Origin of the sequence: Streptomyces sp. AB3(2024) (assembly GCF_041862025.1) — a bacterium.
In the GTDB taxonomy this organism is placed as follows: domain Bacteria; phylum Actinomycetota; class Actinomycetes; order Streptomycetales; family Streptomycetaceae; genus Streptomyces.
In genome coordinates this window covers 1-22,851 of record NZ_JBGWAB010000015.1, presented here as the reverse complement: position 1 = coordinate 22,851, position 22,851 = coordinate 1, and the positions used below count along the sequence as shown (strand labels likewise).

Below are 22,851 nucleotides of genomic sequence, written 5' to 3'. Positions count from 1 at the left end.
TACCGCCGAAGAGGGATGCGTCCAAACTTTCTCTACGTCTTCAAGGCGACCCGCTGACGCGGGTCGCGCGCGGCACGGCCGCCCACCCGGCCCGCTCTCGGCTCCGCCACCGCGGGCCGGCCAGCGACCAGGCCGCGCAGAAACGCGTAGCGGACCACCGGAAGCGCTGAGGAAGCCGGACGCGCCCGCACGCGAACGCCAGGCCGACGGCAAGGCGACGGCGGGGAGTTGGCCGGGGCGAAGGCCCGGAAGTGGGGGCGGTCGGCTCCGTGGGCTTTACCCACCTGTTCGGGCCGGGGCCCGCGTCGGGCAAGGCCAGGGGGCCACTCGTTCAAATTCCGGGCAGGATCAAAGCCTGCCCGAGTTGCCGGCCAGCGTACGGCCCCCTGACCATGCCCGACCCCAACCAGAACAGGACACCGGCCAAAGCCCACTCCGCCGCCCTCACACGCGTAGCCATGTGACGGCAACGCCGACGGCAACAGGGGCGCACGACAAGGCACTTCCACGCACGCCCACGGACTGACTGAATTCCGCTGACCTGCGAAAACGCAGATGACAGCACCTCAGCACGCACACGTAATATGTTCTTGCAGGTTCCACAGCAATCTTGGTTCACAACTGCAAGAATGTTGCACTTGGCATGCAAGAAGCAGGGCTCGTGGAATGGGCTACGGGCAAAAAATTCTCGCACTTCATAGGCAAGGATTGGGCCGATGGCAAGTGGATGACTGGCGTGACGAGGGCAATTAAGGACCCAGACACTACAATTCACGTCTACACTGCAGGCTTTACCGGAGGCTGGGAAGGATCGGCCATCCGGGGGATGTCAGCCGGAGCGAAGGCCACGGAACAAGAGATGGGCTGGATAGCGCGCGCTCTTAGCAAACGGCCAGACCACATGGGACAAGGTCAAGTTCTATGATCATCACGGAGAGATGGATCTGACCGAACCGGACTGGGCTGATCCGATATTTAAAAAGGTGCACATCTGGGGTGAGATATGAGTCCGGCGTGCCAGACCGGCCATGCGGTGAACAGGGGTGATATGAGCGAAGGCGTTGTGAATCTTTCAGAGATTTTGGATGCGCGCTACTATGCTGATCTGATCGAATGTGGCGGATTGGTTGCGTCGATTGTGCATGTCTCGAATCTAAACGGGATTGACCTGGGAGAAGTCGGCCCGCAGGCTCGCTCGGGTGAGGGGATGTTCAAGACCGCTAATGCCAATTCGCGTCGAGGGAGGATGTCGGTACTTCTCGGACTGGGGCGTCGATCATTTTCGCTGACGCTTGAAGGTCGTGAATTTGTTTGGGCCAGCGGGGGCACGCCTGATCTGCTCATCCTGATTTCCGCGATGGATTCATGGCGCAAAGGGGCATCGCTTCGGGAAATCGGCACGGAGTTCCCCTTCCTTCAATATGGTCGAATCAGCCAGGCTCATGAGGATGGGGATGCGGTCGAAGTTCAGTGGAGAATCCTCGCCGAGAGTGAGCGGTTCCGGGAGCATTTTCATCTGATTCGCCTGCTCCAGTCCGATGTCAGACTCCGAGAACTCTTCCCATCGTTCTCACATGAAACCCTGCGACTCGCCGTGGACTGTTACGACAGATGTGCAGGAGAAATTCTCATTGAGCGCCATGGCGAGAAATACCTCGTCTCCGCTTCCGGCGGAGAAACGGCCAGCCTCGCAATCTTGGCTAATGCCGCACAGTCCCTGATCTTTCATAATTTCTCTTGATTGCACTTAATCTTTATGCGGTCCCCGTCGGGAATTTTCCGGCGGCGATCGTGTGCACAGGTTGTCGCAGAGCGATTCGAATCTGAGCGAATGGGGCCCCGAGGTTCCTAAAGGTGCTGGCCGCGGCGCGAGTGGTTCCAGTCGCCGGAGCCCGTTAGGGCAGTGAGGGAGGGAAGGAGGAAGAAGCAGTCCTCTCTTCGCGGATGTGGTGGTGGAGGTCCTCCGCAGCCGACGGAATGCGGTGGCGTCGCCCGCGGAGGATAAGTTCCACTGTGGAGAGGCGATCCCGGCGTTCCTCGACGAGAGTCGCGACGGAGGATCTGTACTCCGGATCCAGGGAAGTGACAGAGAACAGGCCGTCCTCCTCGCCCCTTCAGTGGGCGAGGAGGACGGCCTGCACCGTCGGGACCAGAGCGCGGAGGGTGTCGCCCGCGTCAGTCCGACTCGCCCTCCAGGTTGCCTTCCGTGTCCAGGTAGACCTGGCGGAGGGATTCGAGGATCTGGGGGTCCGGCTTTTCCCACATGCCGCGGGATTCGGCTTCCAGGAGGCGTTCCGCGATGCCGTGGAGGGCCCAGGGGTTGGCCTCCTCCAGGAAGGCGCGGTTCGTGGGGTCCAGGACGTAGGTTTCCGTCAGTTTGTCGTACATCCAGTCGGCGACGACCCCGGTCGTGGCGTCGTAGCCGAAGAGGTAGTCGACCGTCGCCGCCAGTTCGAAGGCGCCCTTGTAGCCGTGGCGGCGCATCGCCTCGATCCACTTGGGGTTGACCACGCGGGCGCGGAAGACGCGCGAGGTCTCCTCGACCAGGGTGCGGGTCTTGACCGTTTCCGGGCGGGTGGAGTCGCCGATGTAGGCCTCGGGGGCCGTGCCGCGCAGGGCGCGGACCGTGGCCACCATGCCGCCGTGGTACTGGAAGTAGTCGTCGGAGTCAGCGATGTCGTGTTCGCGGGTGTCGGTGTTCTTCGCGGCGACCGTGATGCGCTTGTACGCCGATTCCATTTCGGTGCGGGCCGGGCGGCCCTCCAGGCCGCGGCCGTAGGCGTAGCCGCCCCAGACCGTGTAGACCTCCGCCAGGTCGGCGTCGGTGCGCCAGTCGCGGGAGTCGATCAGCTGGAGGATGCCCGCGCCGTACGTGCCGGGGCGGGAGCCGAAGATGCGGGTGGTGGCCTTGCGCTCGTCGCCGTGGGCGGCGAGGTCGGCCTGGGCGTGGGCGCGGATGTAGTTGTGGGCGGCCGGCTCGTCCAGCGAGGCCGCCAGCCGGACCGCGTCGTCCAGGAGGCCGATGACGTGCGGGAACGCGTCGCGGAAGAAGCCCGAGATGCGGAGCGTCACGTCGATGCGGGGGCGGCCGAGTTCAGGGAGGGGAATGGCCTCGATGCCCGTGACGCGGCGCGAGGCCTCGTCCCAGACGGGGCGGACGCCGAGGAGGGCGAGGGCCTCGGCGACGTCGTCGCCGGAGGTGCGCATCGCGCTGGTGCCCCACAGGGACAGGCCGACCGAGGCGGGCCATTCGCCGTCGTTGTCGGTGCGGTAGCGGGTGAGGAGGGAGTCGGCCAGGGCCTGCCCGGTTTCCCACGCGAGGCGGGACGGGACGGCCTTGGGGTCGACCGAGTAGAAGTTGCGGCCCGTGGGGAGGACGTTGACCAGGCCGCGGAGCGGGGAGCCGGACGGGCCGGCCGGGACGAAGCCGCCGTCCAGGGCGGTGACCACGTGGGCGATCTCGTCCGTGGTCCCGGCCAGGCGGGGCACGACCTCGTGGGCCGCGAAGGTGAGGATGTCCGCGACGGCCCGGGGGTGGCCGGCCGCGACCGTGGCGACCGCCTCCGGGGACCAGTTCGCGTCCTCCATCGCCTGGACCAGGGCGCGGGCCGTGGCCTCGACCTCGTCCGCCGAGGTGCGGGTGGCGGCCGACTCGTCCAGGCCGAGGGCCTCGCGCAGGCCGGGCAGGGCGGAGGTGCCGCCCCAGATCTGGCGGGCGCGCAGGATCGCGAGGACCAGGTTGACCCGGGCCTCGCCGGTCGGGGCGCCGCCGAGGACGTGCAGGCCGTCGCGGATCTGCGCGTCCTTGACCTCGCACAGCCAGCCGTCGACGTGCAGGAGGAAGTCGTCGAAGCCGTCGTCGTCGGGGCGTTCGGCGAGACCGAGGTCGTGGTCGAGCTTCGCCGCCTGGATCAGGGTCCAGATCTGGGCGCGGATCGCGGGGAGTTTGGACGGGTCCATGGCGCTGATCTGCGCGTACTCGTCCAGGTGCTGTTCCAGGCGGGCGATGTCGCCGTAGGACTCGGCGCGCGCCATCGGCGGGACGAGGTGGTCGACCAGGGTGGCGTGGACGCGGCGCTTGGCCTGGGTGCCCTCGCCCGGGTCGTTGACCAGGAAGGGGTAGATCAGGGGCAGGTCGCCGAGCGCGGCGTCCGGTGCGCAGGAGGCCGAGAGGCCGGCGTTCTTGCCCGGCAGCCATTCGAGGTTGCCGTGCTTGCCCAGGTGGATCATCGCGTCGGCGCCGAAGCCGCCGTCCTCGGCGGCCGCCTGGATCCAGCGGTACGCGGCCAGGTAGTGGTGCGACGGCGGCAGGTCCGGGTCGTGGTAGATCGCGATCGGGTTCTCGCCGAAGCCGCGCGGCGGCTGGATGAGGATGAGGAGGTTCCCGCGGCGGAGCGCGGCGAGGACGATGTCGCCCTCGGGGTTGGCGGAGCGGTCCACGAACATGTTGCCGGGGGCCTCGCCCCAGTGCTCCTCGACGCTCTCGCGCAGTTCGGCGGGGAGCTCGGCGAACCAGCGCCGGTAGTCGGCGGCCGGGATGCGGACCGGGTTGCGGGCCAGCTGCTCCTCGGTCAGCCAGTCCTGGTCGTGGCCGCCGGCCTCGATCAGGGCGCGGATCAGCTCGTCGCCGTCGCCGGAGACCAGGCCGGGGATGTCGGCCGTCGGGCCGAAGTCGTAGCCGTGGGAGATGAGGGTGCGCAGGAGTTCGACGGCGCTGGCGGGGGTGTCGAGGCCGACCGCGTTGCCGATGCGGGAGTGCTTGGTGGGGTACGCGGAGAGGACGAGGGCGATCTTCTTGTCGCGGCGCTCGATGTGGCGCAGGCGGGCGTGGCGCACGGCGATGCCGGCGACGCGGGCGGCCCGCTCGGGGTCGGCGACGTAGGCGGGCAGCCCGTCCTCGTCGATCTCCTTGAAGGAGAAGGGGACGGTGATCAGGCGGCCGTCGAACTCGGGCACGGCGACCTGGGTGGCGGCGTCGAGGGGGGAGAGGCCCTCGTCGTTCTCCTCCCAGGTGCTGCGGGAGCCGGTCAGGCACAGGGCCTGGAGGATCGGCACGCCCAGCGCGGCGAGGGCGCCCGCGTCCCAGGACTCGTCGTCCCCGCCCGCGGAGGCGGTGGCGGGGCGGGTGCCGCCGGCGGCCAGGACGGTGGTGACGATCGCGTCGACCCCCTCCAGCTCGGCCAGCAGCTCCGGCTCCGGGGTGCGCAGGGAGGAGACGTAGAGGGGGAGGGGCTGCGCGTCCTTGGCCTCGACGGCCTCGCACAGGGCGTGCACGAAGGCGGTGTTGCCGCTCATCTGGTGGGCGCGGTAGTAGAGCACCGCGACCCGGGGGCCGCTGTCGCGGCCGGCCGTGCGCTCCAGCCGGCCCCAGGTGGGGGAGCCGGCCGGGGGCTCGAAGCCGTGGCCGGTGAGCAGGACGGTGTCGGAGAGGAACCGGGCCAGCTGTTCGAGGTTGGCGGGGCCGCCGTGCGCGAGGTAGGCGTGCGCCTCGGCCGCGATGCCGATGGGGACGGTGGAGGCCTCCATCAGCTGGGCGTCCGGGGCCTGTTCGCCGGTCAGGACCACGACCGGACGGGTCTGGCCGGGGGCCAGGAGGACGTCGAGGCCCTCCTGCCAGGCGCGCAGGCCGCCGAGGAGGCGTACGACGACGAGGCCGACGCCGTCGAGGAGGCCCGGGAGGTCGTCGAGGGGAAGGCGGGAGGGGTTCGCGAACCGGTACGGGACGGGGCCGTCCGCCGTGTTCGCGGCGCGAGCGCTGAGCAGATCGGTGTCGGACGTCGACAGCAGCAGGATCATGCGGCGGCAGGCCTTCCTCGGGGTTTCCGCGCCCCGGGCAGTGAGGACGGCGGGAGTTCCTGACTCACCCCGCGCGGGTGCTCCGCGGGGTTCACAGTGGCGGGACCGCGCCGGAATCGCACCGGGCTTCCTCCCATGTCGCCGTCCTCGGCGATGACGGGCCGAGCGGCCCGTCGGAAGGTCATCTTAGGCGGCGTCGTCCCTGGCCGGGAGTGGGGGTGGGCGGGAGGTGCGGGTCGGCGGGGCCGGTGGGGGTGGGCGGGGTGCGGTGGCTTCGTCGGAGCTCTGCCCCGCGCCCGGTGTCCCCAACCGCCCGTGCTCCGGCGCGCCCGCCCCGCGCCCCGGACACCACCGGGGCCGGAAGCGGAATCCGGAGGCGGAATCCGGAGGCGGAATCCGGGTGCCGGTCCGGGGCGGCGGGGTGGCGACGGACACAGGTCGGGGGCGGGCAATCGTGGGTATGCTCGCGGCCATGCCCCAGCCCCCTTCCGCCGCATCGCGGGACGAACCCGTCATACGGGAACGCGGTGACGCCTGCCCCGGCGCGCTGCGCCTGCACGCGGCCGACGACGGGTTCCTGGCGCGCATCCGGATCCCCGGCGGACTCCTCGACGGACCGGCCGCCCTGCTGCTGGCCGACGCCGCCGAACGGCTCGGCGACGGCCACCTCGACCTCACCTCGCGCGGCAACGCACAGCTGCGCGGCCTCGGCGAGAGCTGCGGCGGGGAGCTGGCGGAGCTGCTGAGCCGGGCCGGGCTGCTCCCCGCCCCCTCCCACGAGCGGGTCCGCAACGTCGTCGCGTCGCCGCTGGCAGGCCTCGACCGGGCCGGGCTGCCGGACGTCTCGGGCTGGGTGCCGCTGCTGGACCGGCTGTTGTGCGCGGATCCGGGCGCGGCCCGGCTGTCGGGCCGGTTCCTGTTCGCCCTCGACGACGGGCGCGGCGACGCGGCCTCCCTCGCGGGGGACGTGACGCTGACCGCCTGCGCGGACGGCGCCCTGGTGTGGACGGCCGGGTCCCCGCAGGGCGTCCGGGTGGCTGCCGGTGACGCCCCCCGGGCCGCCCTGCTCGCCGCGTCGTACTTCCTCGACGCCGCCGGGCGCGCCGGTACCCGGGCCTGGCGGGTGAGCGAGCTGCCCCCCGAACATGCTCTGGAAGTAAGGGTGTTGGCCGATCGCCTCGCCGCCGCCGGAATCGCGGGACGGGTGGCGGACATCCCCGCGCCCCGCGCGGCCGACGGACCCGAGCCCGGGATCGTGTCCGGGCCCGGGGGCGCCGCCGCGCTGTCCGTGCTCGCACCCCTCGGGCGGCTGACCGCCGGCCAGTGGCGGCTGCTGGCCGGGCTCACCGGCCGGATGCGGCTGACCCCCTGGCGCGGGGTCGTCGTCCCCGGCCTGACGCACCGTGCGGCCGGCCCCGCGCTCGACGCCCTCGCCGAAGCCGGGCTCATCACCGCACCCGACGATCCCCGACGGTCCGTCACGGCCTGTACGGGACGGCCCGGTTGTGCCAAGTCCCGGGCCGACGTACGCGCCGACGCGCGTGCCCTCGCGGCGCGGACGGCCGGCCCGCTGCCCGTGCACTGGTCCGGATGCGAGCGGCGCTGCGGGCACCCGAGGGGCACCGCCTGGGTGGACCTGGTCGCCGCCCCGGACGGGTACGAGATCTCCGCGCCCGGGCGGCCCGCCGCACCGGTCGCGCACGCAGACCTGGCGGCGGCCCTCACGGCCGCCCGCAGCACCACCCCATCACCGTCGCTGTGAAGAAATGAGCGAGTACACCGTGTTCGAGTACGAGAAGGACGGCGCCGCGATCTACCGCCAGTCCTTTGCCACGATCCGCGCCGAGGCGGACCTCTCCGGGCTGCCCGCCTCCGTCGCCCAGGTCGCGGTGCGCATGATTCACGCCTGCGGGATGACGGACCTGCCCCAGGACCTCGGCTACACCCCCGAGGTCGTGCTGCGGGCGCGCGCGGCGCTGGCCGCGGGCGCGCCGATCCTGTGCGACGTGCAGATGGTGGCGAGCGGGGTCACCCGCAAGCGGCTGCCCGCCGACAACGAGGTGATCTGCACCCTCTCCGACCCGGCCGTGCCGGAACTCGCCGCGAAGATGGGCACCACGCGCAGCGCCGCCGCCCTCGAAGTCTGGCGTGACAGGGGCCTGTTGGAGGGCTCCGTGATCGCCGTCGGCAACGCGCCCACCGCGCTGTTCCGGCTGCTGGAGATGATCGAGGAGGGTGCTCCGCGCCCGGCCGCCGTGATCGGCGTGCCCGTCGGCTTCATCGGCGCCGCCGAGTCCAAGGACGCCCTCGCCGCCCACACCTCGGGCCTCGACCACCTGATCGTGCGGGGCCGGCGCGGCGGCAGCGCCATCGCGGCCGCCGCCGTCAACGCGATCGCGAGCGAGGAAGAATGAGCACCAGCACCACCCCGGCCCCGGGCAAGCTGTACGGCGTCGGACTCGGCCCCGGCGACCCCTCCCTGATGACCCTGAGGGCCGCCGAGGTGATCGCCGAGGCCGACGTCATCGCCTACCACAGCGCCCGCCACGGCCGTTCCATCGCCCGTTCGATCGCCGCGAAGCACCTGCGCTCCGACCACGTCGAAGAGCCGCTGGTCTACCCGGTCACCACCGAGACCACCGACCACCCCGGCGGCTACCAGGGCGCGATGGAGGAGTTCTACGAGGCCTCCGCGGCCCGCCTCGCCGCGCATCTGGACGCGGGCCGCACCGTGGCCGTGCTCGCCGAGGGGGACCCGCTCTTCTACGGCTCGTACATGCACATGCACAAGCGGCTCGCGGACCGGTACGAGGCCGAGGTGATCCCCGGCGTCACCTCCGTGAGCGCCGCCGCGGCCCGGCTGGGCACCCCGCTCGTCGAGGGCGAGGAGGTGCTGACGATCCTGCCCGGCACCCTGCCCGAGGAGGAGCTCACCGCGCGCCTCGCCGCCACCGACTCTGCGGTCGTCATGAAGCTCGGCCGCACCTTCCCCGGCGTGCGCCGGGCGATGGAGGCCAGCGGGCGGCTGTCGGAGGCCCGGTACGTGGAACGGGCCACGATGGAGGGCGAGCGCACCGGTGTCCTCGCCGACACCGACCCGGACACCGTGCCGTACTTCGCCGTGGCCGTCGTGCCCAGTCGGATCGGCAACCCGGGCAGCGTGCCGTCCGGCCCCGGGCAGGTCGCCGTCGTCGGCACCGGGCCCGCCGGGCCGCTGTGGCTGACCGCCGAGACCCGGCGGGCGCTGGCCGACGCGGAGGTCCTCGTCGGGTACACCACGTACCTGGACCGGGTGCCGGTCAAGCCGGGGCAGGTGCGGCACGGTTCCGACAACAAGGTGGAGTCCGAGCGGGCCGAGTTCGCCCTCGACCTCGCCCGGCGCGGCAAGCGGGTCGTCGTGGTCTCCGGCGGGGACCCCGGCGTCTTCGCCATGGCCACCGCCGTCCTGGAGGTCGCCGGCCAGCCCGAGTACGCGGACGTGCCCGTACGGGTGCTGCCGGGCGTGACCGCGGCCAACGCGGCGGCCGCCGCGGCGGGCGCCCCCCTCGGCCACGACTACGCCACCATCTCGCTGTCCGACCGGCTCAAGCCGTGGGAGGTCATCGCCGAGCGGCTGCGCGCCGCGGCCGCCGCCGACCTGGTGGTCGCCCTGTACAACCCGGGCTCGCGCAGCCGGACCTGGCAGGTGGCACAGGCCAAGGAGCTGCTGCTGGAGCTGCGTTCGCCGCAGACCCCGGTGGTCGTCGCGCGGGACGTGGGCGGCCCGGAGCAGTCGGTGCGGATCCTCACCCTGGACGCGCTGGAGCCGGCCGAGGTGGACATGCGCACGATCCTGCTGATCGGTTCCTCGCAGACGCAGGTGACCGAGCGGCCCGACGGCTCCCGGGTGACGTGGACCCCGCGCCGCTACCCGTGACCGTGCCCGCCTGAACCCCGGTGCGGGGCCCCGGTGGGGTCCCGCACCGGGGGAGGCCCGGGGGAAGTCCCGATCGGGGCCCGCGCGGGTCAGCCCGCGCAGCCCGCCAGGGCGTCGGCGCAGCCCTGGACGGCCTCGGGGTCCAGGGTGAGCAGCTGCCACGACAGCACCCCGACCGGCGGCGAGTCGTCCTGCGGCTTCGGTTCGATCTGCGCGGTCAGCGGGGCGCCCACCGGGAGGTTGAGCCGGGTGACCTCCCCGGCGGTGCACGCCACGTCGAAGGAGCGGTCGCCCGCCCCGCCCTCCCGGGACAGTACGAGGGTGACGTGGGTCTCCTCCTCGCTGTCGCAGGCGATGTCGAAGCGGTACGGGCGCTCCCCGCCGGTCTCCAGGGTCTTCTCCAGCCCGGAGCGCAGGAACCCGGTGCCCCGCGCCGTCACCCGGCCCTCCCCGGCGCCCTTGCCGAGGCTTTCGTCGGCCCGCTGCAGGGCGTCGTCGGGCGCCCATGCCCTGGGGGTCGCTTTCTGGCCGCATCCGGTGACGAGCGCCGTGACGGCCAGGATCAGGACGAGGCAGTGACGTATCCGCATTCCCTCAGCCTAGAGGGTGCGGCGGCGGGCCGGGACCGGCCGGAAGAGCCCGTTTCACCAGGGACTTCGCTCCCGCCGTCCGTTCTGTCCGTCCCGTCCGTCGGTGCCGCCGCGGCCGTCCGTCAGTGCGTGCCCTCCGCCGCCGGGCCCCGCGTGTCGAGCCAGCGCAGGGCCGCCTCCACCGACGGGGCCTCGGCGACGCCCTCCGGGACCGCGGGGCGGCGTACGACGAGGACCGGGATCCCGGCCTCCCGGGCGGCGGTGAGCTTGGGGGCCGTCGCGGACCCGCCGCTGTCCTTGGTGACGAGCAGGTCGATCCGGTGCCGGGCGAGCAGCTCCCGCTCGTCCTCCAGCGTGAACGGACCCCGCTCCAGGAGCACTTCCAGGCGCGGCGGCACCGGTCCGGCCGGCGGGTCCACCGAGCGCACCAGGAACCAGGGCGCGGTGAGGTGCGCGAAGGTGTGCAGGCCCATCCGTCCCGTCGTCAGGAACACCCGGCTGGCGTCCCGTTCCGGCAGCAGCGCGGCGGCCCCGGCGAGGGAGTCCGCGAACGTCCAGGCGTCGCCCGGACCCGGGGTCCAGCCGGGTCGGCGCAGCGCCAGCAGCGGCACGCCCGTGAGCGCCTCGGCCTCACAGGCGTGGAAGCTCATCCGTTCCGCGAAGGGGTGCGTGGCGTCCACGACATGGGTGACGTCGTGGCCGACGATCCAGCCGGCCAGCCCGGCGACACCGCCGAAACCGCCGATCCGGGTCTCGCCCGGCGGCAGCACCGGCGCGGCGACCCGGCCCGCCAGCGAGGTCGTCACCCGGTACGCGGGGTGGTGCTCCAGCGCCTCCGCGAGGCGGCGGGCCTCCGTGGTGCCGCCCAGGATCAGGACGTGCGCCCGGGGGCGGTCAGCGCGGACGTGCCGGTCAGAGGACATGGCGGTCAGCAGACGTGCCGGTCGCGCTCGGGGGAGTACAGGTGGCTGTCCGGGAACTGCTCCGCGCCCAGCGTGCGGCCCACGATGATGACGGCGGTGCGCACCAGCCCCGCCTCCTTCACCCGCGGCGCGATGTCGGCCAGGGTGCCGCGCAGGATCAGCTCGTCGGGGCGGCTGGCCATCGCGACGACCGCCACCGGGCACTCGGCGCCGTAGTGCGGCAGTAGCTCGTCCACCACCCGGTCGACGTACCGGGTGGCCAGGTGCAGCACCAGCAGGGCCCCGCTGCGGCCGAGCGTGGCAAGGTCCTCGCCGGGCGGCATCGGCGTGGCCTGCTGGGCGATCCGGGTCAGGATCACCGTCTGGCCGACGGTGGGCACCGTCAGCTCCCGCTTGAGGGCCGCCGCCGCCGCGGCGAAGGCCGGAACGCCCGGGACCACCTCGTACGGGATCCCGGCCGCGTCGAGGCGCCGCATCTGCTCGGCCACCGCGCTGAAGACCGACGGGTCCCCGGAGTGCAGCCGCGCCACGTCCAGGCCCGCCTCGTGCGCGCGTACGCACTCGGCGACGATCTGGTCCAGGTTCAGCTGCGCCGTGTCGACCAGGCGGGCGTCCGGCGGGCACTCGGCGAGCAGCTCGCGCGGGACCAGGCTGCCCGCGTACAGGCAGACGGGGGCGGCGGCCAGGGTCCGGGCACCGCGCACCGTGATCAGGTCGGCGGCGCCGGGGCCCGCTCCGATGAAGTACACGGTCATGTCTGATCCTTCTCCTTGGTAACCGACCACTGTGTGACGGGCATCGCCTGCCGCCAGCCCGTGAAGCCGCCGACCGGAACGGCGTGCGAGACGGCCAGCTTCACCAGGTCGCCGCCGTGGCGCCGGTAGCGCTCGGCGAGCACCGCCTCCGACTCCAGGGTGACCGTGTTGACCACCAGCCGGCCGCCGGGGGCCAGCGCCGCCCAGGCGGCGTCCAGCAGTCCGGGCGCGGTCAGCCCGCCGCCGATGAACACCGCGTCGGGGGCCGGGAGTCCCTCCAGGGCCGCCGGGGCGGCGCCGACCACCACGCGCAGTCCGGGCACGCCCAGCGCCGTGGCGTTACGGGTGATGCGGGTGGCCCGCTCCGGTACGCGTTCCACCGCCACCGCCCGGCAGGACGGGTGCGTCCGCATCCACTCGATGCCGATGGACCCGGAGCCGCCGCCGATGTCCCAGAGCAGCTCGCCGGGGGCCGGGGCCAGCGCGCACAGGGTCGCGGCGCGCACGTGCCGCTTGGTCAGCTGCCCGTCGTGCTCGTACGCGGCGTCGGGCAGGCCGGGGGTCGCGCCGAGCCGGGGAGCCGGATGGGTCCGGTCGCGGCGGCACTCGACGGCGACCACGTTCAGGGGCGCGCCCGGCGGCCGGTCCCAGTGCTCCGCGACGCCCTCGTACGCGTCCTCGTCCTCGGAACCCAGCTGTTCCAGCACGCGCATCCGGCTCGGGCCGAAGCCGCGCCCGCGCAGCAGGGCGGCGATCTCGCCGGGGCTGCCGGCCCCGGCGCTCAGCACGAGGACCCGTCGGCCCTCGTGCAGCGCGGCCGTGAGCCGGGCCACCGGGCGGCCGACCACCGTCACCACCTCGGTGTCCTCCACCGGCCAGCCCAGGCGGGCGCACGCGTAGGACACGGAGGAGGGGTGGGGGTGGATCCGCAGGGCGTCCGGGCCCAGCTCCTCGCAGAGCGCGCGGCCGATCCCGTAGAACATCGGGTCCCCGCTGGCCAGCACCGCGATCCGGCGCCCCGCGTGCTCGGCCATCAGCTTCGGCACGGCCGGGCGCAGCGGGCTCGGCCAGGCCACCCGCAGTCCGGCGCAGGGGTCGGGCGGCAGCAGGTCCAGTTGCCGGGGCCCGCCGATCAGCACCTCGGCCGAGGCCAGCGCGGAGCGCGCGCCGGCGGTGAGCCCGGCCCAGCCGTCGGCGCCGAGGCCGACCACCGTCACGGGGAGGGGAGGTGCTGCGGAGCTCACGGAGAGGTACCTCGGGGGCGGGAGTAGGGGGAACGCGAGGGATGGCTCCGCAGCTTACCGGTGGCTCCGCCGGGCCCCGGGTGGCAGGGTGACCTGGGCGGGAGCGGTGGCGTCGGGGGTGGTGGCGCCGGGGGCGGCGCGGTAAGCCGGGGCAGGCCGCCGCGAGCCGGACGGCCCGCCGCGGCGCGACGCCGACCGGGGGCCGTGGGCCACCTGCGGCTCCGGCCGAAGCCGCGGCCGTGTCCCGGCTCCGGCCGCCGGTGAGGGCGGGTCCCCGATGGGTGCGGGCGGGGGCTGAGTAGGGTGGCGGGGACCGTCCAAGACCGTGCATCCGTGCCCAGGGAGCCGCCGTGACCGGCTGGAACGCCACGCACATTCCCGACCAGAGCGGCCGGACCGCCGTCGTGACCGGGGCCAACAGCGGCATCGGCTACATCACCGCCCGCGAGCTCGCGCGCCACGGCGCGGCCGTGACCCTGGCCTGCCGCAGCGCCGCGCGCGGGCGTGCCGCGGTGATCAGGCTGCGCGGTGAAGTACCGGGTGCCGAGGTGGAGTTCGCCCCGCTGGACCTGGCCGACCTGTCCTCCGTACGGGAGTTCGCGCGGGCCTTCGGACAGCGCCGGCCCCGCCTGGACCTGCTGGTCAACAACGCCGGGGTGATGGCGCTGCCGTACGGGCGGACCGCCGACGGGTTCGAGACGCAGTTCGGGGTGAACCACCTCGGGCACTTCGCCCTGACCGGGCTGCTGCTGCCGAGGCTGCGGGCGGCCGGCCCCGGGGCCCGGATCGTCAACGTCTCCAGCGGTTTCCACGTGCTCGGCGACGTACGCCCCGAGGACCTCGACCCCGATCCGGCCCGGGGCGCGGACGGCTACCGGCGCTGGATCGCCTACGGCCGCTCCAAGAGCGCCAACCTGCTCTTCACCCACGAACTCGCCCGGCGGTTCACGGCCGCCGGTGCCACGATCACCGCCGCCGCTGCGCACCCCGGCTACGCCTCCACCAACCTGCACGCCGGGGCCTCCGCCCACGAGGGCCGCACGCTCACCTCCCGCCTGCTGGCCCTCGGCAACGGCGTCCTCGCCCAGCCCGCCGCCAAGGGCGCCCTGCCCACCCTCTACGCGGCCACCGCGCCCGGCGTCGGCCAGGACGCCTTCTTCGGCCCCCGGCTGGGCTGGCGCGGCGCGCCCGTACCGTCCTGGCGGGCGGGGCGGACCCTCGACGACGCGGCGGGCGAACGGCTCTGGGCCGCCTCCGAGAAGCTCACGGGAGTCTCGTACGCGTCGCTGCCGCGCTGACGTACGGTCGCCGTGCGACGGCGGCGGGCAGGCGCCGGAGCACGGGCCTCTCCTGCGCGCCCGATCGTCCTGACGAACCCCGAAGCCAATCGCTGACGGACGATCTACTGCGGAGACTGCGGTCCACGGCCGGCGCGAGCACCCCGAAGCGCCGTCACGCCAGGACCCCGACCGACTTCAAGACGGCGGACTCCCGCTGTGCGCGTGGGGTCGGGCAGGATGGGCTGGGGCGTTCCGGGGGCGGCCTGGACCGCGACGGCGAGGCTTCGCAGCCCGGACTGTTTGGCGGGGGCGTCTTCGTCGTCGGGCAGCGGTCCGGCGGGGAGGGTGGACAGGAGCACCCATCCCAGCAGCGTCTCGGCGGTGCGGATGTGCCCGCGGACGGTGGCTGGGTAGAGGCCCAGGCGTTGCGCGGCGGCGTCGACCCGGAAGTCCTCGTCGGCCCAGCTGCGGAGGGTCTGCGCGAGGGCGTCGCCGCTGGTGGTGCGCCGGTCGGTGCATTCCTGGCCGAGTGGGGAGAGCGCGGCAGTGGCCCATTCGGTGACCGGTGACTGTGCCAGCAGGTGGGCGAGGGTGGGCGTGTGGTGGGGGGCGGGGTCGGAGGCCGTGCCGTGCAGGGCGTGTATCTGCAGGGCGAGGGAGAGGGTGATGCGATCGGCGGTGCGGTCGCAGGTGAGGCCGGTGGCCTGGAGCATGGTGCGTATGCGGCGGCTGAGGGTGTTGCGATGGATGCCAAGTATCCGAGAGGCGGCCGAGACTTCGAATTCGAGGCCGAGGGCGACGGTGGACAGTTGCTGGTCCGCGCCGCGCTGGTCGAGGACCGGCTGGAGCAGGGCGGTGGCCCATTGCTGTGCGGTGGCCGGGTCGAGGACGTCCAGCAGGCCGGGGGTGAGGGAGGCGACGGCGGCGCGGGTGGGGCTGATCCGGGCGGCGGCGATGGCGTCGTAGGCCAGGCCGAAGCCGGTGGCGATGTCCTCGACGGGCAGGGTGGGGCTGATCCCCAGGCTCAGCCGGCGACTGCGGTCGGCGACGAGCGGGCGCAGGGCGGTGACGGCCGCTGCTTCTGGGAGCTCAGGGTCGGGGTGAGGGGCGAGGACGACGATGTGCCCGTCGAAGGCGGGGCACCGCACGGCGAGACCGGTGTCGGACAAGAGCGCCTCGACTCGGGCGAGTGTCTCGTCGCGGGGGGTGCCGGCGCAGTCCATGATGGCGATCTGGACGTCGTCCGTGTCGAGCAGGTGGGGCGAGAGGGGACCCAGGATGCGCTGGGCGGGTTCGATGTGACCGACCATCAGGGCTTGGAACGCGGCCAGGCGTACGGCGCGCAGGGGCTCGGCGATCAACGTGTCACACGCGGGTAGGGACGCGTGCCGACGGATCGCGAGGACGGTGGCGGATCGGGTCAGCAGGTCCCGGTCCGACGTGCTGAAGGCGTGGTGGCGGCGGGCAGTGAGGAAGCGGTCGCTGTCCGCGAGAGGGTGGGTGGAGGTGAAGGCGCCGCCCGCCGCGGGCAGTCGGCGTCTGGTGGAGGGGGTGGGGGTGCGGGTGTCGGCCTGAAGGCTCACCTCCGCGTCCAGCTCGCGGGCCAGCCATTCCAGGAGATCGCCGGCTGGTGGACTGTCGTTGTCCAGGTGGTCCAGGTGGTCCAGGAGATGGGCGAGGCGGGCAGCGTGCCGGTCGCTGGCCTGTCGGCGGTGTTCGGTGATCTGAGGGATCAAGGTGTGGCGCCAGGTTGCCACGGGTGCGCCGGAGGCGAGCAGCGGGAGCGCCGCGTGGCAGGCGGCCTCGACCAGCGGTTCTTGCGGATGGGACGGCGTGTCTGCCGCGAGGATCAGGCCGGCGGCGCCTTCGTCGGAGAAGCGCTGCAGCCAGGTGCGTGCATGCCTGATGTCGATCGTGTCGGGTGGACAGATAAGGAGCGTGCCGGCAAGCCGGCCGGGGCAGTCGGAGGGCGTGACCAGTTCGGCACGGTCCACGACCCGGTCGTCGGGGACTGTGGTGTGCAGGGGGTGCAGGACGTACTCGGGCTGGTGGGCCAGGGCCGCGAGTGTGAGCATCACGTCTCCTCCGACGGGGATGGGGTGCGAGGTTATCCGGGGCGCCGGTGCGGCGGGGCGGCAGGTGATGCGGATGTGGGCGGGTGTGATGAACCGTGCGTCGGGGCCGCCAACGCCCTTCACAGGAATCCTCGTTGCGGGCCGCCAAGACGGTAACGGGCGGTATCGCGGGCTCGGGCGGCGAGGTGTGCACGCGTGCTGTGCATCAGGAGGAAAGTGGTGCACGAGTTGCGTAGTAAGCGCCGCCGGATATTCCTAGGCTGATCGACATCCGGTGGAGGGCAACGGGCTTCCACCACATAGCGGCTGAAGTGGGGAAACCTATGCTTCCGGGTTTCGTGGGCGTTCATCCGGACCAGGCCTCGGTATCGGACATCCATGTCAACGAGCACATCACCGCGAGTCGCCTGAAGGAGGGCACGCCGAACGACCCCAGCGTGATCATGCTGCTGGAGTTCGCGCCGGGCGCACAGTTCGGCGAAGACCGGCACACGGTCCGCGAGTTCGTTCACGTGGTCAAGGGTGAGTTCGGCGACGGCACGGACATCTGGCAGGCCGGCACGGTGCTGTGCGCCGAGCCCGGCTCCGTGCACTACCCGCAGTCTGCGGCCGGCTGCACGCTCCTGGTCGTTTACCCCGATGGCGAGGACACGAACGACCAGTAGCTCGGACAGGGCAGGCACCGTCGTCCTGGTACCCCGGTGTGACTTCGCGATCTGTGCCGCATCACGCAACGTTGGTCGGAACCTGTGGCGCGGGGCGACGAAGCCCGGCCGGCTTGTACCTCACGCGACGTCAGGGGGGACCGTTGATGCATGAGCATCGACCAGACACGGAAGGTCGGAACGCTCGCTGAGGCGAGTGGACTGACTGTTCGTACCTTGCATCACTGGGACCAGATCGGGCTTCTCAGTCCGTCCAGGCGTACGGCCGCCGGACATCGCGAGTACACCGATCGGGATGCAGCCGGAGCGGGCCACCGTCGTGCGCGGGCAGGTGCCGACGGCGATGACGGCGAGCATGCCGAGCGCGATGAGGACGTACAGCAGTTGCCGCACGCGCTCGGTCACCGTGCCGTGCTCGGCTGCTCGTTCAGGGTGGAGGCGAGGCTGCGCAGGATGCGGGCCAGGGTGCGGGCGTGGTTCCAGTTCGCGTGGTCGCCCCGGCCCGTCGGACCGGCGTCGACGAAGTACGTCCACTCGGCCAGGGCGGACCCGGCGCGCTCGGTCCGCCGGTCGCCGGGGACCGTGGCCACCTCGGCGTGCAGGGCCTCCCCGCCGGTGATGAGGTCGTCGACGAGCCGGGCGACCGCCGCGGCGTCGGGCCGCTCAGAGTAGGGCACCAGCGCCCGCCCGATGAGCCGCTGAATGTCCGAACCGTCAGGATTCACGCCGGTGCTCCCTGTCGTCGTCAGTGAGTGGTGGGACGACGGTAGGAGCCGCAGGGGCAGGGAGGGGGTAGGGCTCCTACCCCCTCGTCGAGGGGCAGAAGCTCTACCCCTCTGTGGTCAGACGGCCACGCCCAGTTCCAATGCGAGGGCGTGTGCGTCACCCCGGACGGACCGGGGCCCCGACTTGGCGAGCTCGGGCAACACCATCCGGGTGTGCATGTTGAAGCGGACGGTCTCGGGGGACTCCCGGTGTGCCTTCTGCAGCAAGGCCACGGAGGCGACACCCTCATCGCTCAGCCCGTGCGCACGGGCCATCTCCACCAGGTGGTAGGCGCGTCGCGTTGCCGATGGCACGGCCTCCAAGTCGAGCGCGGACGCCACCTCCAGCGCCTTTCCCGGCTGCATGAGGTCGTTGTGCATGGTGAGCGCATAGGCGTCCACCACTCCCTGCCCGAAGATCAGCCAGGGATGGGTGTAGCCGGCGCCGAGCCGACCAGCGGCATTGCTCGCCCGGTCCCAGTACCGCCAGGCGTCCCCGGCCCGCCCGACCTTCGCGAAGGACAGGGCTGAGGCCAGCTGGAGCAGTCCCCAGCGGGCGAGTTCCTCCTCGTCGTCCTGCCGGAGCAGCGCGGCGGCTTGCTCGGCGAGCTCCACACGCGCCTCCGCAGCCTCGTTCGCGTCGCGGTAGACGTGGTTCATGTACCAGGCCGCACCGGCCATGGCCCGTGGGCTGTCGGCGTCCTGAGCCGCGGTCATCGACCGGTCGCCGGTCAGCATGATGAGTTCCGGTGCGGGCTGGAACGCCAGGAACAGTTGGGCGAGGTGGTAGGTCTGCGCCTGCGCCGCGAGCACGCGTCGCCGGTCGGTTCCCTCAAGTGCGCGGGCCGAGTGCTGCGTGTCGGCGAGCAAGTCGGGAAGGAGCGACGCGATCCTGGATCGGTGGTCGCCTCGGTCGTGCCACAGCTTCCAGGCCTGCCGTACGCGGGCGGCGAGGACTTCGGCCGACTCGGGCTCGGCCTCGGCCGGGGTGAGCCTGTAGGTGGTCAGGGCCCGCTTGATCGCGGGTAGTGCCGCGTGGGCGGCCTTAGTGTAGGTGGCGGCGGAGATGCGCTCGTCACCGGTCAAATCCGCGATGTCGCACTCGTAGATCGTGGCCATGCGGATCAGCATGGGGAGGCGGGGCATTCCGATTGCGCCCGTCTCAAGCCCTTTGACCCACTCGGCCGAGCGGCCGACAAGGCCTCCCGCGACGGGCCGGGTGAGGCCCGCGCGGTCCCTCGCTGCCCTGGCGCGGTGGGCGAACGTCTGGATGGCGGGTGAGGTGTCGTGCTGCTCGGGCATACTGGACACTCCGTTTCTGGCCTCGACACCCAGAACGCTACTCCCGTTCGGTGACGGGGGAACAGTCGAATCGTCCCCCAACCCAAAGGTCCGAAGGGTGCGTTGTGCTGTTCGGGAGACGCAGTGGCGCGAACACCCCCGGCCGGTGTCGACGATGTCCGTCGGCGGCGCGGTGCTGCGCGGGCGTGCCTCCGTCCGCCCCCGTCGTGCCTCCGTCCGCCCCGGGCGGGGGCTCATCGTGAGGGTTGCGGTCGCCTGACACTCGCACCATGGACGACACTGCGGACAACCACTCAGAAGGCCGCGACCATGCGGTGGTGCTCGGCGCGGGCCTGGCCGGCCTGCTGACGGCACGGGTGCTCGCGGAGCGGTTCGCGCGGGTCACCGTCGTGGAGCGGGACGAACTGCCCCGGGGCGGACCGGAGTTCCGGCCCGGCGTCCCGCAGTCCCGGCACGCGCACGTGCTGTGGGCGCGGGGCCTGGAGGCAATGGAGCGGCTGCTGCCCGGGATCACCGGTGAACTGACGGCGGGCGGGGCCGTCCTGCTGGACTCGCCCCGGGACTTCCTCTGGCTGAGCCCCGCCGACTGGTTCGGGCCGCTGCCCGGCACCCGCGTGCTGCTCGCCAGCCGGGAGCTGACCGAGTGGACGCTGCGCCGGGCCGTGTTGCGCGACCCGCGGATCGAGGTGCGTACGGGCCGTCTGGCCACCGGACTGGTCGCCGGGCCCGACGGCCGGTCCGTGGCCGGGGTGACCCTGCGCGAGGACGGCCCCGTACCCGCCGGGCTCGTCGTCGACGCCACCGGCCGGACCTCCAAGACCCCGGCCTGGCTGGCCGCCCTGGGCCTGCCCGCCCCGGCCGTCACCCGCTACGACTCCCACCTCGGCTACTCCAGCCGCACCTATCGGATCCCGCCGGACCCGGAGCGCCGCTGGCGGGGCATGTACGTACAGGGCCGCCCGGACAGCCCGCGCGGCGGCGTCCTCGTGCCGGTCGACGGGGACCGTTGGCTGGTCACCCTCATCGGCAACGGCGAACACGCCCCGCCCACCAAGGACCCGGGGTTCCTGGAGTTCGCCCGCGGTCTGCGCAGCCCCGCCCTGTACGACGCCGTCCGCGAAGCGGAGCCGCTGTCCGAGCCCGTCGGCTTCCGCGGCACCGCCAACGAATGGCGGCACTACGAGCGCCTGGAGCGGCTGCCCGACGGCCTCCTGGTGGCCGGGGACGCCGGCTGCCGCTTCAACCCCGTGTACGGGCACGGGATGACCGTCGCCGCCCTGGGGGCGGAGGCCCTGCGCGAGGCCCTCGCCGGCCTGACGGCGGACCGGATCCCGGCCGCGTCCCGCGAACTCCAGCGGCGCACCGCCACGGCGGCCTCCGTCGCCTGGCAGATCGCCACCAGCGAGGACCTGCGCTACCCCGGCACCGAGGGCCCGCCGCCCGACCGCGCCACCCGGATCCTCCAGCACTACATGTCCCGGGTGATGGTCGGCGCGAACACCGACCCCGAACTCTCGGCGCCCTTCTTCGGGGTCCTCTCCCTGACGGAGCCGCCCACCACCCTGCTCAGCCCGTGGACCGTGCTCCGTGTCCTGTCCAAGTGGCGCCGGCCCACGTCCCCGCAGGCCCCGGCCTACCCGCCCCACCACCCGGCACCCCGCCGGAGCTAGGAGGGGAGCCCCGCGCGGAGAGGGGCTGCCGCTCAGAAGTCGGCGGGCGGCAGCGGCAGGGGGAGTGCGGGAAGGCCGTCGAGGCTCTGGGCGATGTGCTCCTTCTTGGCGAAGTACGCGCTCAGCGACGCGTCGTCCTCGCGTGCGAAGCGCTTGCCGTGCAGGTCGCGGTCCTCGTCGTACGACATGAAGGGCACCCCGTATCCGCAGGAGTCACGGACGAGTTCGGCCGTCACCACGATGATCGCGCGCAGCCCGTGCGGGGTGGGGTCGATGTCGGGGAAGTGGGTGAGCAGTTCCTTGAAGCGCGGGTCGTCACGGAAGACGGGTTCGCCCCGGCCGTGCACCCGCACGATGTTCGGCGCTCCCTGGAAGGCGCACCACATCACCGTGATCCGGCCGTTCTCCCGCAGGTGGGCGATGGTCTCGGCGGTGCTGCCGGCGAAGTCGAGATAGGCGATCCGCTGCTCGTCGAGCACCGCGAAGGAGCCCTTGAGGCCCTTGGGGGAGAGGTTGACCGTGCCGTCGCCGACCAGCGGGGCGGTCGCGGTGAAGAAGATCGGCTGCTGCTCGATGAAGGTGCGCAGCCGGCCGTCGATGCGTTCGTAAGTCTTTCCCATGTCTAAGGATTATGTGAGGAAGGCATTCGCCTGTCTAACGAATGAAGCCGGTCGGGTGGGGGTGGACCTGGGCGCACCCCCACCCGGGTGCCGGGTGCAGTGTCCGGGGCCGCCGGGCCCGGCATCGTCGTCCTCGTAGGGAATCGGGATGCGGACGGACGGACGGACGGGCGGGGCGGGCATGGCGAGGGCGGACGGCGTGGGACGGGCGGGGCGCGGGGGGACGTGGGGTGCGGCGGGGGTGTTCACCGGGGTGGCCTTCGTGGCGGCCGGGGCGCTGGGGGCCGTGCAGCCGGCCACCGGTGTGCCCACCGAGGTGGTGCAGCTGACCCAGTTCGGGCCGGCCGCCGGGGTGGGCGTGGTCGCCCTGTACCGGTGGAGGCGGACCCGCGAACTGCTGTCGGGCAGGGGTGGGGGCGGCGGGCGCGCGGCGGGGCTGCTCGGGTCGGCGGTCCTGATCGTCGCGCTGACCGTGGGCGCGTACGGGACGCTCTCCGGGGGAGTCGGCTTCACGCGGCCGGGGGCCCTGCACCACCCCTTCGTCCTGACCGCGGCGGCGCAGCTGGTGGGGGCGTGCGGGGAGGAGATCGGCTGGCGCTGCTTCCTCCAGCCGCTGCTGCGGACCCGGTTCGGGACCCTCGTCTCGTCGGTGACGGTGGGCGTGGTGTGGGGTGCCTGGCACGTACCGGTCTTCGCGCAGGCCCCGGCCTACGCCGCGGGCTTCCTCCTCGCCACCGTGGCCATGTCGGTGGTCCTGGGCGTGGCCCTCGACGGTACGGGTGGACCGTACCGGCTGCTGCTCGCGGGCGGCTTCCACACGCTGGTCAACCTCGGGCTGCTCCTCTTCATGGACGAGGAGTCGGGGGCGGTCACGCCGATGCTCTGCTTCGGGCTCTCCTGCCTGGTGGTGGCCCTGGCATGGGCGCGGCGACGCGCGGCGGCGGCCCCGGAGCCCGCGTCGCAGGCCGTGCCCGCGCCGACTACCCTGCACGGGACATGAGTTCGACAGTCGCCCGCTCCCGCGCGGGAACCCTCCGCGCCCTGACCGCGGTCGGCCGCTGCCACCTGGCCGGACTGCTCGGCCTGGCGGTGGTGGCCTGTGTGGGACCGGCCGTCGTCGGCGCGCTGCTGTTGCTGCCCTTCGGCCTCGGCCACCGGCTGCTGCCGCCCGCCGCGGCCGTGCTGCGCCGGTGCGCCGACCGGGCCCGGGAGCGGGCCGCGCGCTGGTCGGGGGTGCCGGTCAGCCCGCCC

17 protein-coding genes, 2 pseudogenes and 1 riboswitch are annotated in these 22,851 nt (G+C 72.8%); of the genes and pseudogenes, 10 read left to right on the top strand and 9 right to left on the bottom strand.

All coding sequences use genetic code 11. The features are described 5' to 3' along the window. Nucleotides 1-1,048 precede the first annotated feature (1,048 nt). On the top strand, nucleotides 1,049-1,741 hold the full coding sequence (locus ACEPPI_RS09250) for a DUF6193 family natural product biosynthesis protein (protein WP_373914743.1): 693 nt from the start codon (nucleotides 1,049-1,051) through the stop codon (nucleotides 1,739-1,741). Nucleotides 1,742-2,175: 434 nt separating this feature from the next. Here the strand turns inward: ACEPPI_RS09250 and cobN are convergent, their stop codons facing one another. Then, the gene (cobN, locus tag ACEPPI_RS09245; protein ID WP_373914742.1) at nucleotides 2,176-5,796 is read right to left on the bottom strand and encodes a cobaltochelatase subunit CobN; all 3,621 of its coding nucleotides are present in this window, start codon (nucleotides 5,794-5,796) and stop codon (nucleotides 2,176-2,178) included. A 53-nt stretch (nucleotides 5,797-5,849) separates the two neighbouring features. Continuing rightward, nucleotides 5,850-5,929: riboswitch (cobalamin riboswitch) on the bottom strand. A 339-nt stretch (nucleotides 5,930-6,268) separates the two neighbouring features. Here cobN and cobG point away from each other — a divergent pair. Genes cobG through ACEPPI_RS09230 form a run of 3 tightly spaced genes read left to right on the top strand, consistent with a single transcriptional unit; the run spans nucleotide 6,269 to nucleotide 9,712 of the window. Continuing rightward, nucleotides 6,269-7,558, top strand: a complete 1,290-nt coding sequence (gene cobG, locus ACEPPI_RS09240) for a precorrin-3B synthase (protein ID WP_373914741.1) — start codon at nucleotides 6,269-6,271, stop codon at nucleotides 7,556-7,558. A 4-nt stretch (nucleotides 7,559-7,562) separates the two neighbouring features. Further along, on the top strand, nucleotides 7,563-8,210 hold the full coding sequence (locus ACEPPI_RS09235) for a precorrin-8X methylmutase (RefSeq protein ID WP_373914740.1): 648 nt from the start codon (nucleotides 7,563-7,565) through the stop codon (nucleotides 8,208-8,210). Continuing rightward, nucleotides 8,207-9,712, top strand: coding sequence for a precorrin-2 C(20)-methyltransferase (locus ACEPPI_RS09230; RefSeq protein ID WP_373914739.1), 1,506 nt, complete (start codon nucleotides 8,207-8,209; stop codon nucleotides 9,710-9,712). The genes ACEPPI_RS09235 and ACEPPI_RS09230 overlap by 4 nt, the downstream gene beginning before the upstream one ends. Before the next feature lie 89 nt (nucleotides 9,713-9,801). On the opposite strand, the gene ACEPPI_RS09225 is transcribed toward ACEPPI_RS09230, so the two are convergent. From ACEPPI_RS09225 to cbiE, 4 genes are all read right to left on the bottom strand, one after another. After that, a complete protein-coding gene (locus ACEPPI_RS09225) occupies nucleotides 9,802-10,302 on the bottom strand; it encodes a hypothetical protein (RefSeq protein ID WP_373914738.1) in 501 nt (166 codons plus the stop codon). Between the two features lie 122 nt (nucleotides 10,303-10,424). Next, entirely contained in the window at nucleotides 10,425-11,225 is an 801-nt protein-coding gene (locus ACEPPI_RS09220; protein ID WP_373914737.1) for a cobalt-precorrin-6A reductase, read from the bottom strand. Between the two features lie 5 nt (nucleotides 11,226-11,230). Further along, complete coding sequence (gene cobM / locus ACEPPI_RS09215) at nucleotides 11,231-11,980, bottom strand: precorrin-4 C(11)-methyltransferase (RefSeq protein ID WP_356215827.1); 750 nt, start codon at nucleotides 11,978-11,980, stop codon at nucleotides 11,231-11,233. Continuing rightward, the gene (cbiE, locus tag ACEPPI_RS09210; RefSeq protein WP_373914736.1) at nucleotides 11,977-13,224 is read right to left on the bottom strand and encodes a precorrin-6y C5,15-methyltransferase (decarboxylating) subunit CbiE; all 1,248 of its coding nucleotides are present in this window, start codon (nucleotides 13,222-13,224) and stop codon (nucleotides 11,977-11,979) included. Before cbiE ends, cobM begins: the two co-directional genes overlap by 4 nt. 350 nt (nucleotides 13,225-13,574) lie before the next feature. On the opposite strand from cbiE, the gene ACEPPI_RS09205 reads away from it, so the two are divergent. After that, nucleotides 13,575-14,522, top strand: a complete 948-nt coding sequence (locus ACEPPI_RS09205; protein ID WP_373914735.1) for an oxidoreductase — start codon at nucleotides 13,575-13,577, stop codon at nucleotides 14,520-14,522. Nucleotides 14,523-14,626: 104 nt separating this feature from the next. Here the strand turns inward: ACEPPI_RS09205 and ACEPPI_RS09200 are convergent, their stop codons facing one another. Then, nucleotides 14,627-16,579: a helix-turn-helix domain-containing protein gene (locus ACEPPI_RS09200; protein WP_373914734.1), complete on the bottom strand. Its 1,953-nt coding sequence runs from the start codon at nucleotides 16,577-16,579 to the stop codon at nucleotides 14,627-14,629. A 338-nt stretch (nucleotides 16,580-16,917) separates the two neighbouring features. Here ACEPPI_RS09200 and ACEPPI_RS09195 point away from each other — a divergent pair, with 338 nt between their 5' ends. After that, a complete protein-coding gene (locus ACEPPI_RS09195; RefSeq protein WP_373914733.1) occupies nucleotides 16,918-17,244 on the top strand; it encodes a cupin domain-containing protein in 327 nt (108 codons plus the stop codon). Nucleotides 17,245-17,394: 150 nt separating this feature from the next. Continuing rightward, a pseudogene (locus ACEPPI_RS09190) lies at nucleotides 17,395-17,541 on the top strand (MerR family DNA-binding transcriptional regulator); the annotation flags it as partial. Between the two features lie 104 nt (nucleotides 17,542-17,645). On the opposite strand, the gene ACEPPI_RS09185 reads toward ACEPPI_RS09190, so the two are convergent. Further along, nucleotides 17,646-17,969, bottom strand: coding sequence for a DUF6415 family natural product biosynthesis protein (locus tag ACEPPI_RS09185; RefSeq protein ID WP_373914732.1), 324 nt, complete (start codon nucleotides 17,967-17,969; stop codon nucleotides 17,646-17,648). A 117-nt stretch (nucleotides 17,970-18,086) separates the two neighbouring features. After that, on the bottom strand, nucleotides 18,087-19,310 hold the full coding sequence (locus ACEPPI_RS09180) for a helix-turn-helix domain-containing protein (RefSeq protein ID WP_373914731.1): 1,224 nt from the start codon (nucleotides 19,308-19,310) through the stop codon (nucleotides 18,087-18,089). A 269-nt stretch (nucleotides 19,311-19,579) separates the two neighbouring features. On the opposite strand from ACEPPI_RS09180, the gene ACEPPI_RS09175 reads away from it, so the two are divergent. Then, nucleotides 19,580-20,980 carry an FAD-dependent oxidoreductase gene (locus tag ACEPPI_RS09175; RefSeq protein ID WP_373914730.1) on the top strand — a complete coding sequence of 467 codons (1,401 nt, stop codon included), beginning with the start codon at nucleotides 19,580-19,582 and terminating at the stop codon, nucleotides 20,978-20,980. A 32-nt stretch (nucleotides 20,981-21,012) separates the two neighbouring features. Here ACEPPI_RS09175 and ACEPPI_RS09170 read toward each other — a convergent pair whose 3' ends face one another. Beyond that, nucleotides 21,013-21,600 (bottom strand): pyridoxamine 5'-phosphate oxidase family protein, encoded by a 588-nt coding sequence (locus ACEPPI_RS09170; RefSeq protein WP_373914729.1) that lies wholly within the window; start codon nucleotides 21,598-21,600, stop codon nucleotides 21,013-21,015. Nucleotides 21,601-21,748: 148 nt separating this feature from the next. Between ACEPPI_RS09170 and ACEPPI_RS09165 the strand changes: the two genes are divergently transcribed. Both ACEPPI_RS09165 and ACEPPI_RS09160 read left to right on the top strand, forming a co-directional pair. Continuing rightward, on the top strand, nucleotides 21,749-22,600 hold the full coding sequence (locus ACEPPI_RS09165) for a CPBP family intramembrane glutamic endopeptidase (protein ID WP_373914728.1): 852 nt from the start codon (nucleotides 21,749-21,751) through the stop codon (nucleotides 22,598-22,600). Beyond that, a pseudogene (locus ACEPPI_RS09160) lies at nucleotides 22,597-22,851 on the top strand (hypothetical protein); the annotation flags it as partial. The gene ACEPPI_RS09165 and the pseudogene ACEPPI_RS09160, both read left to right, overlap by 4 nt.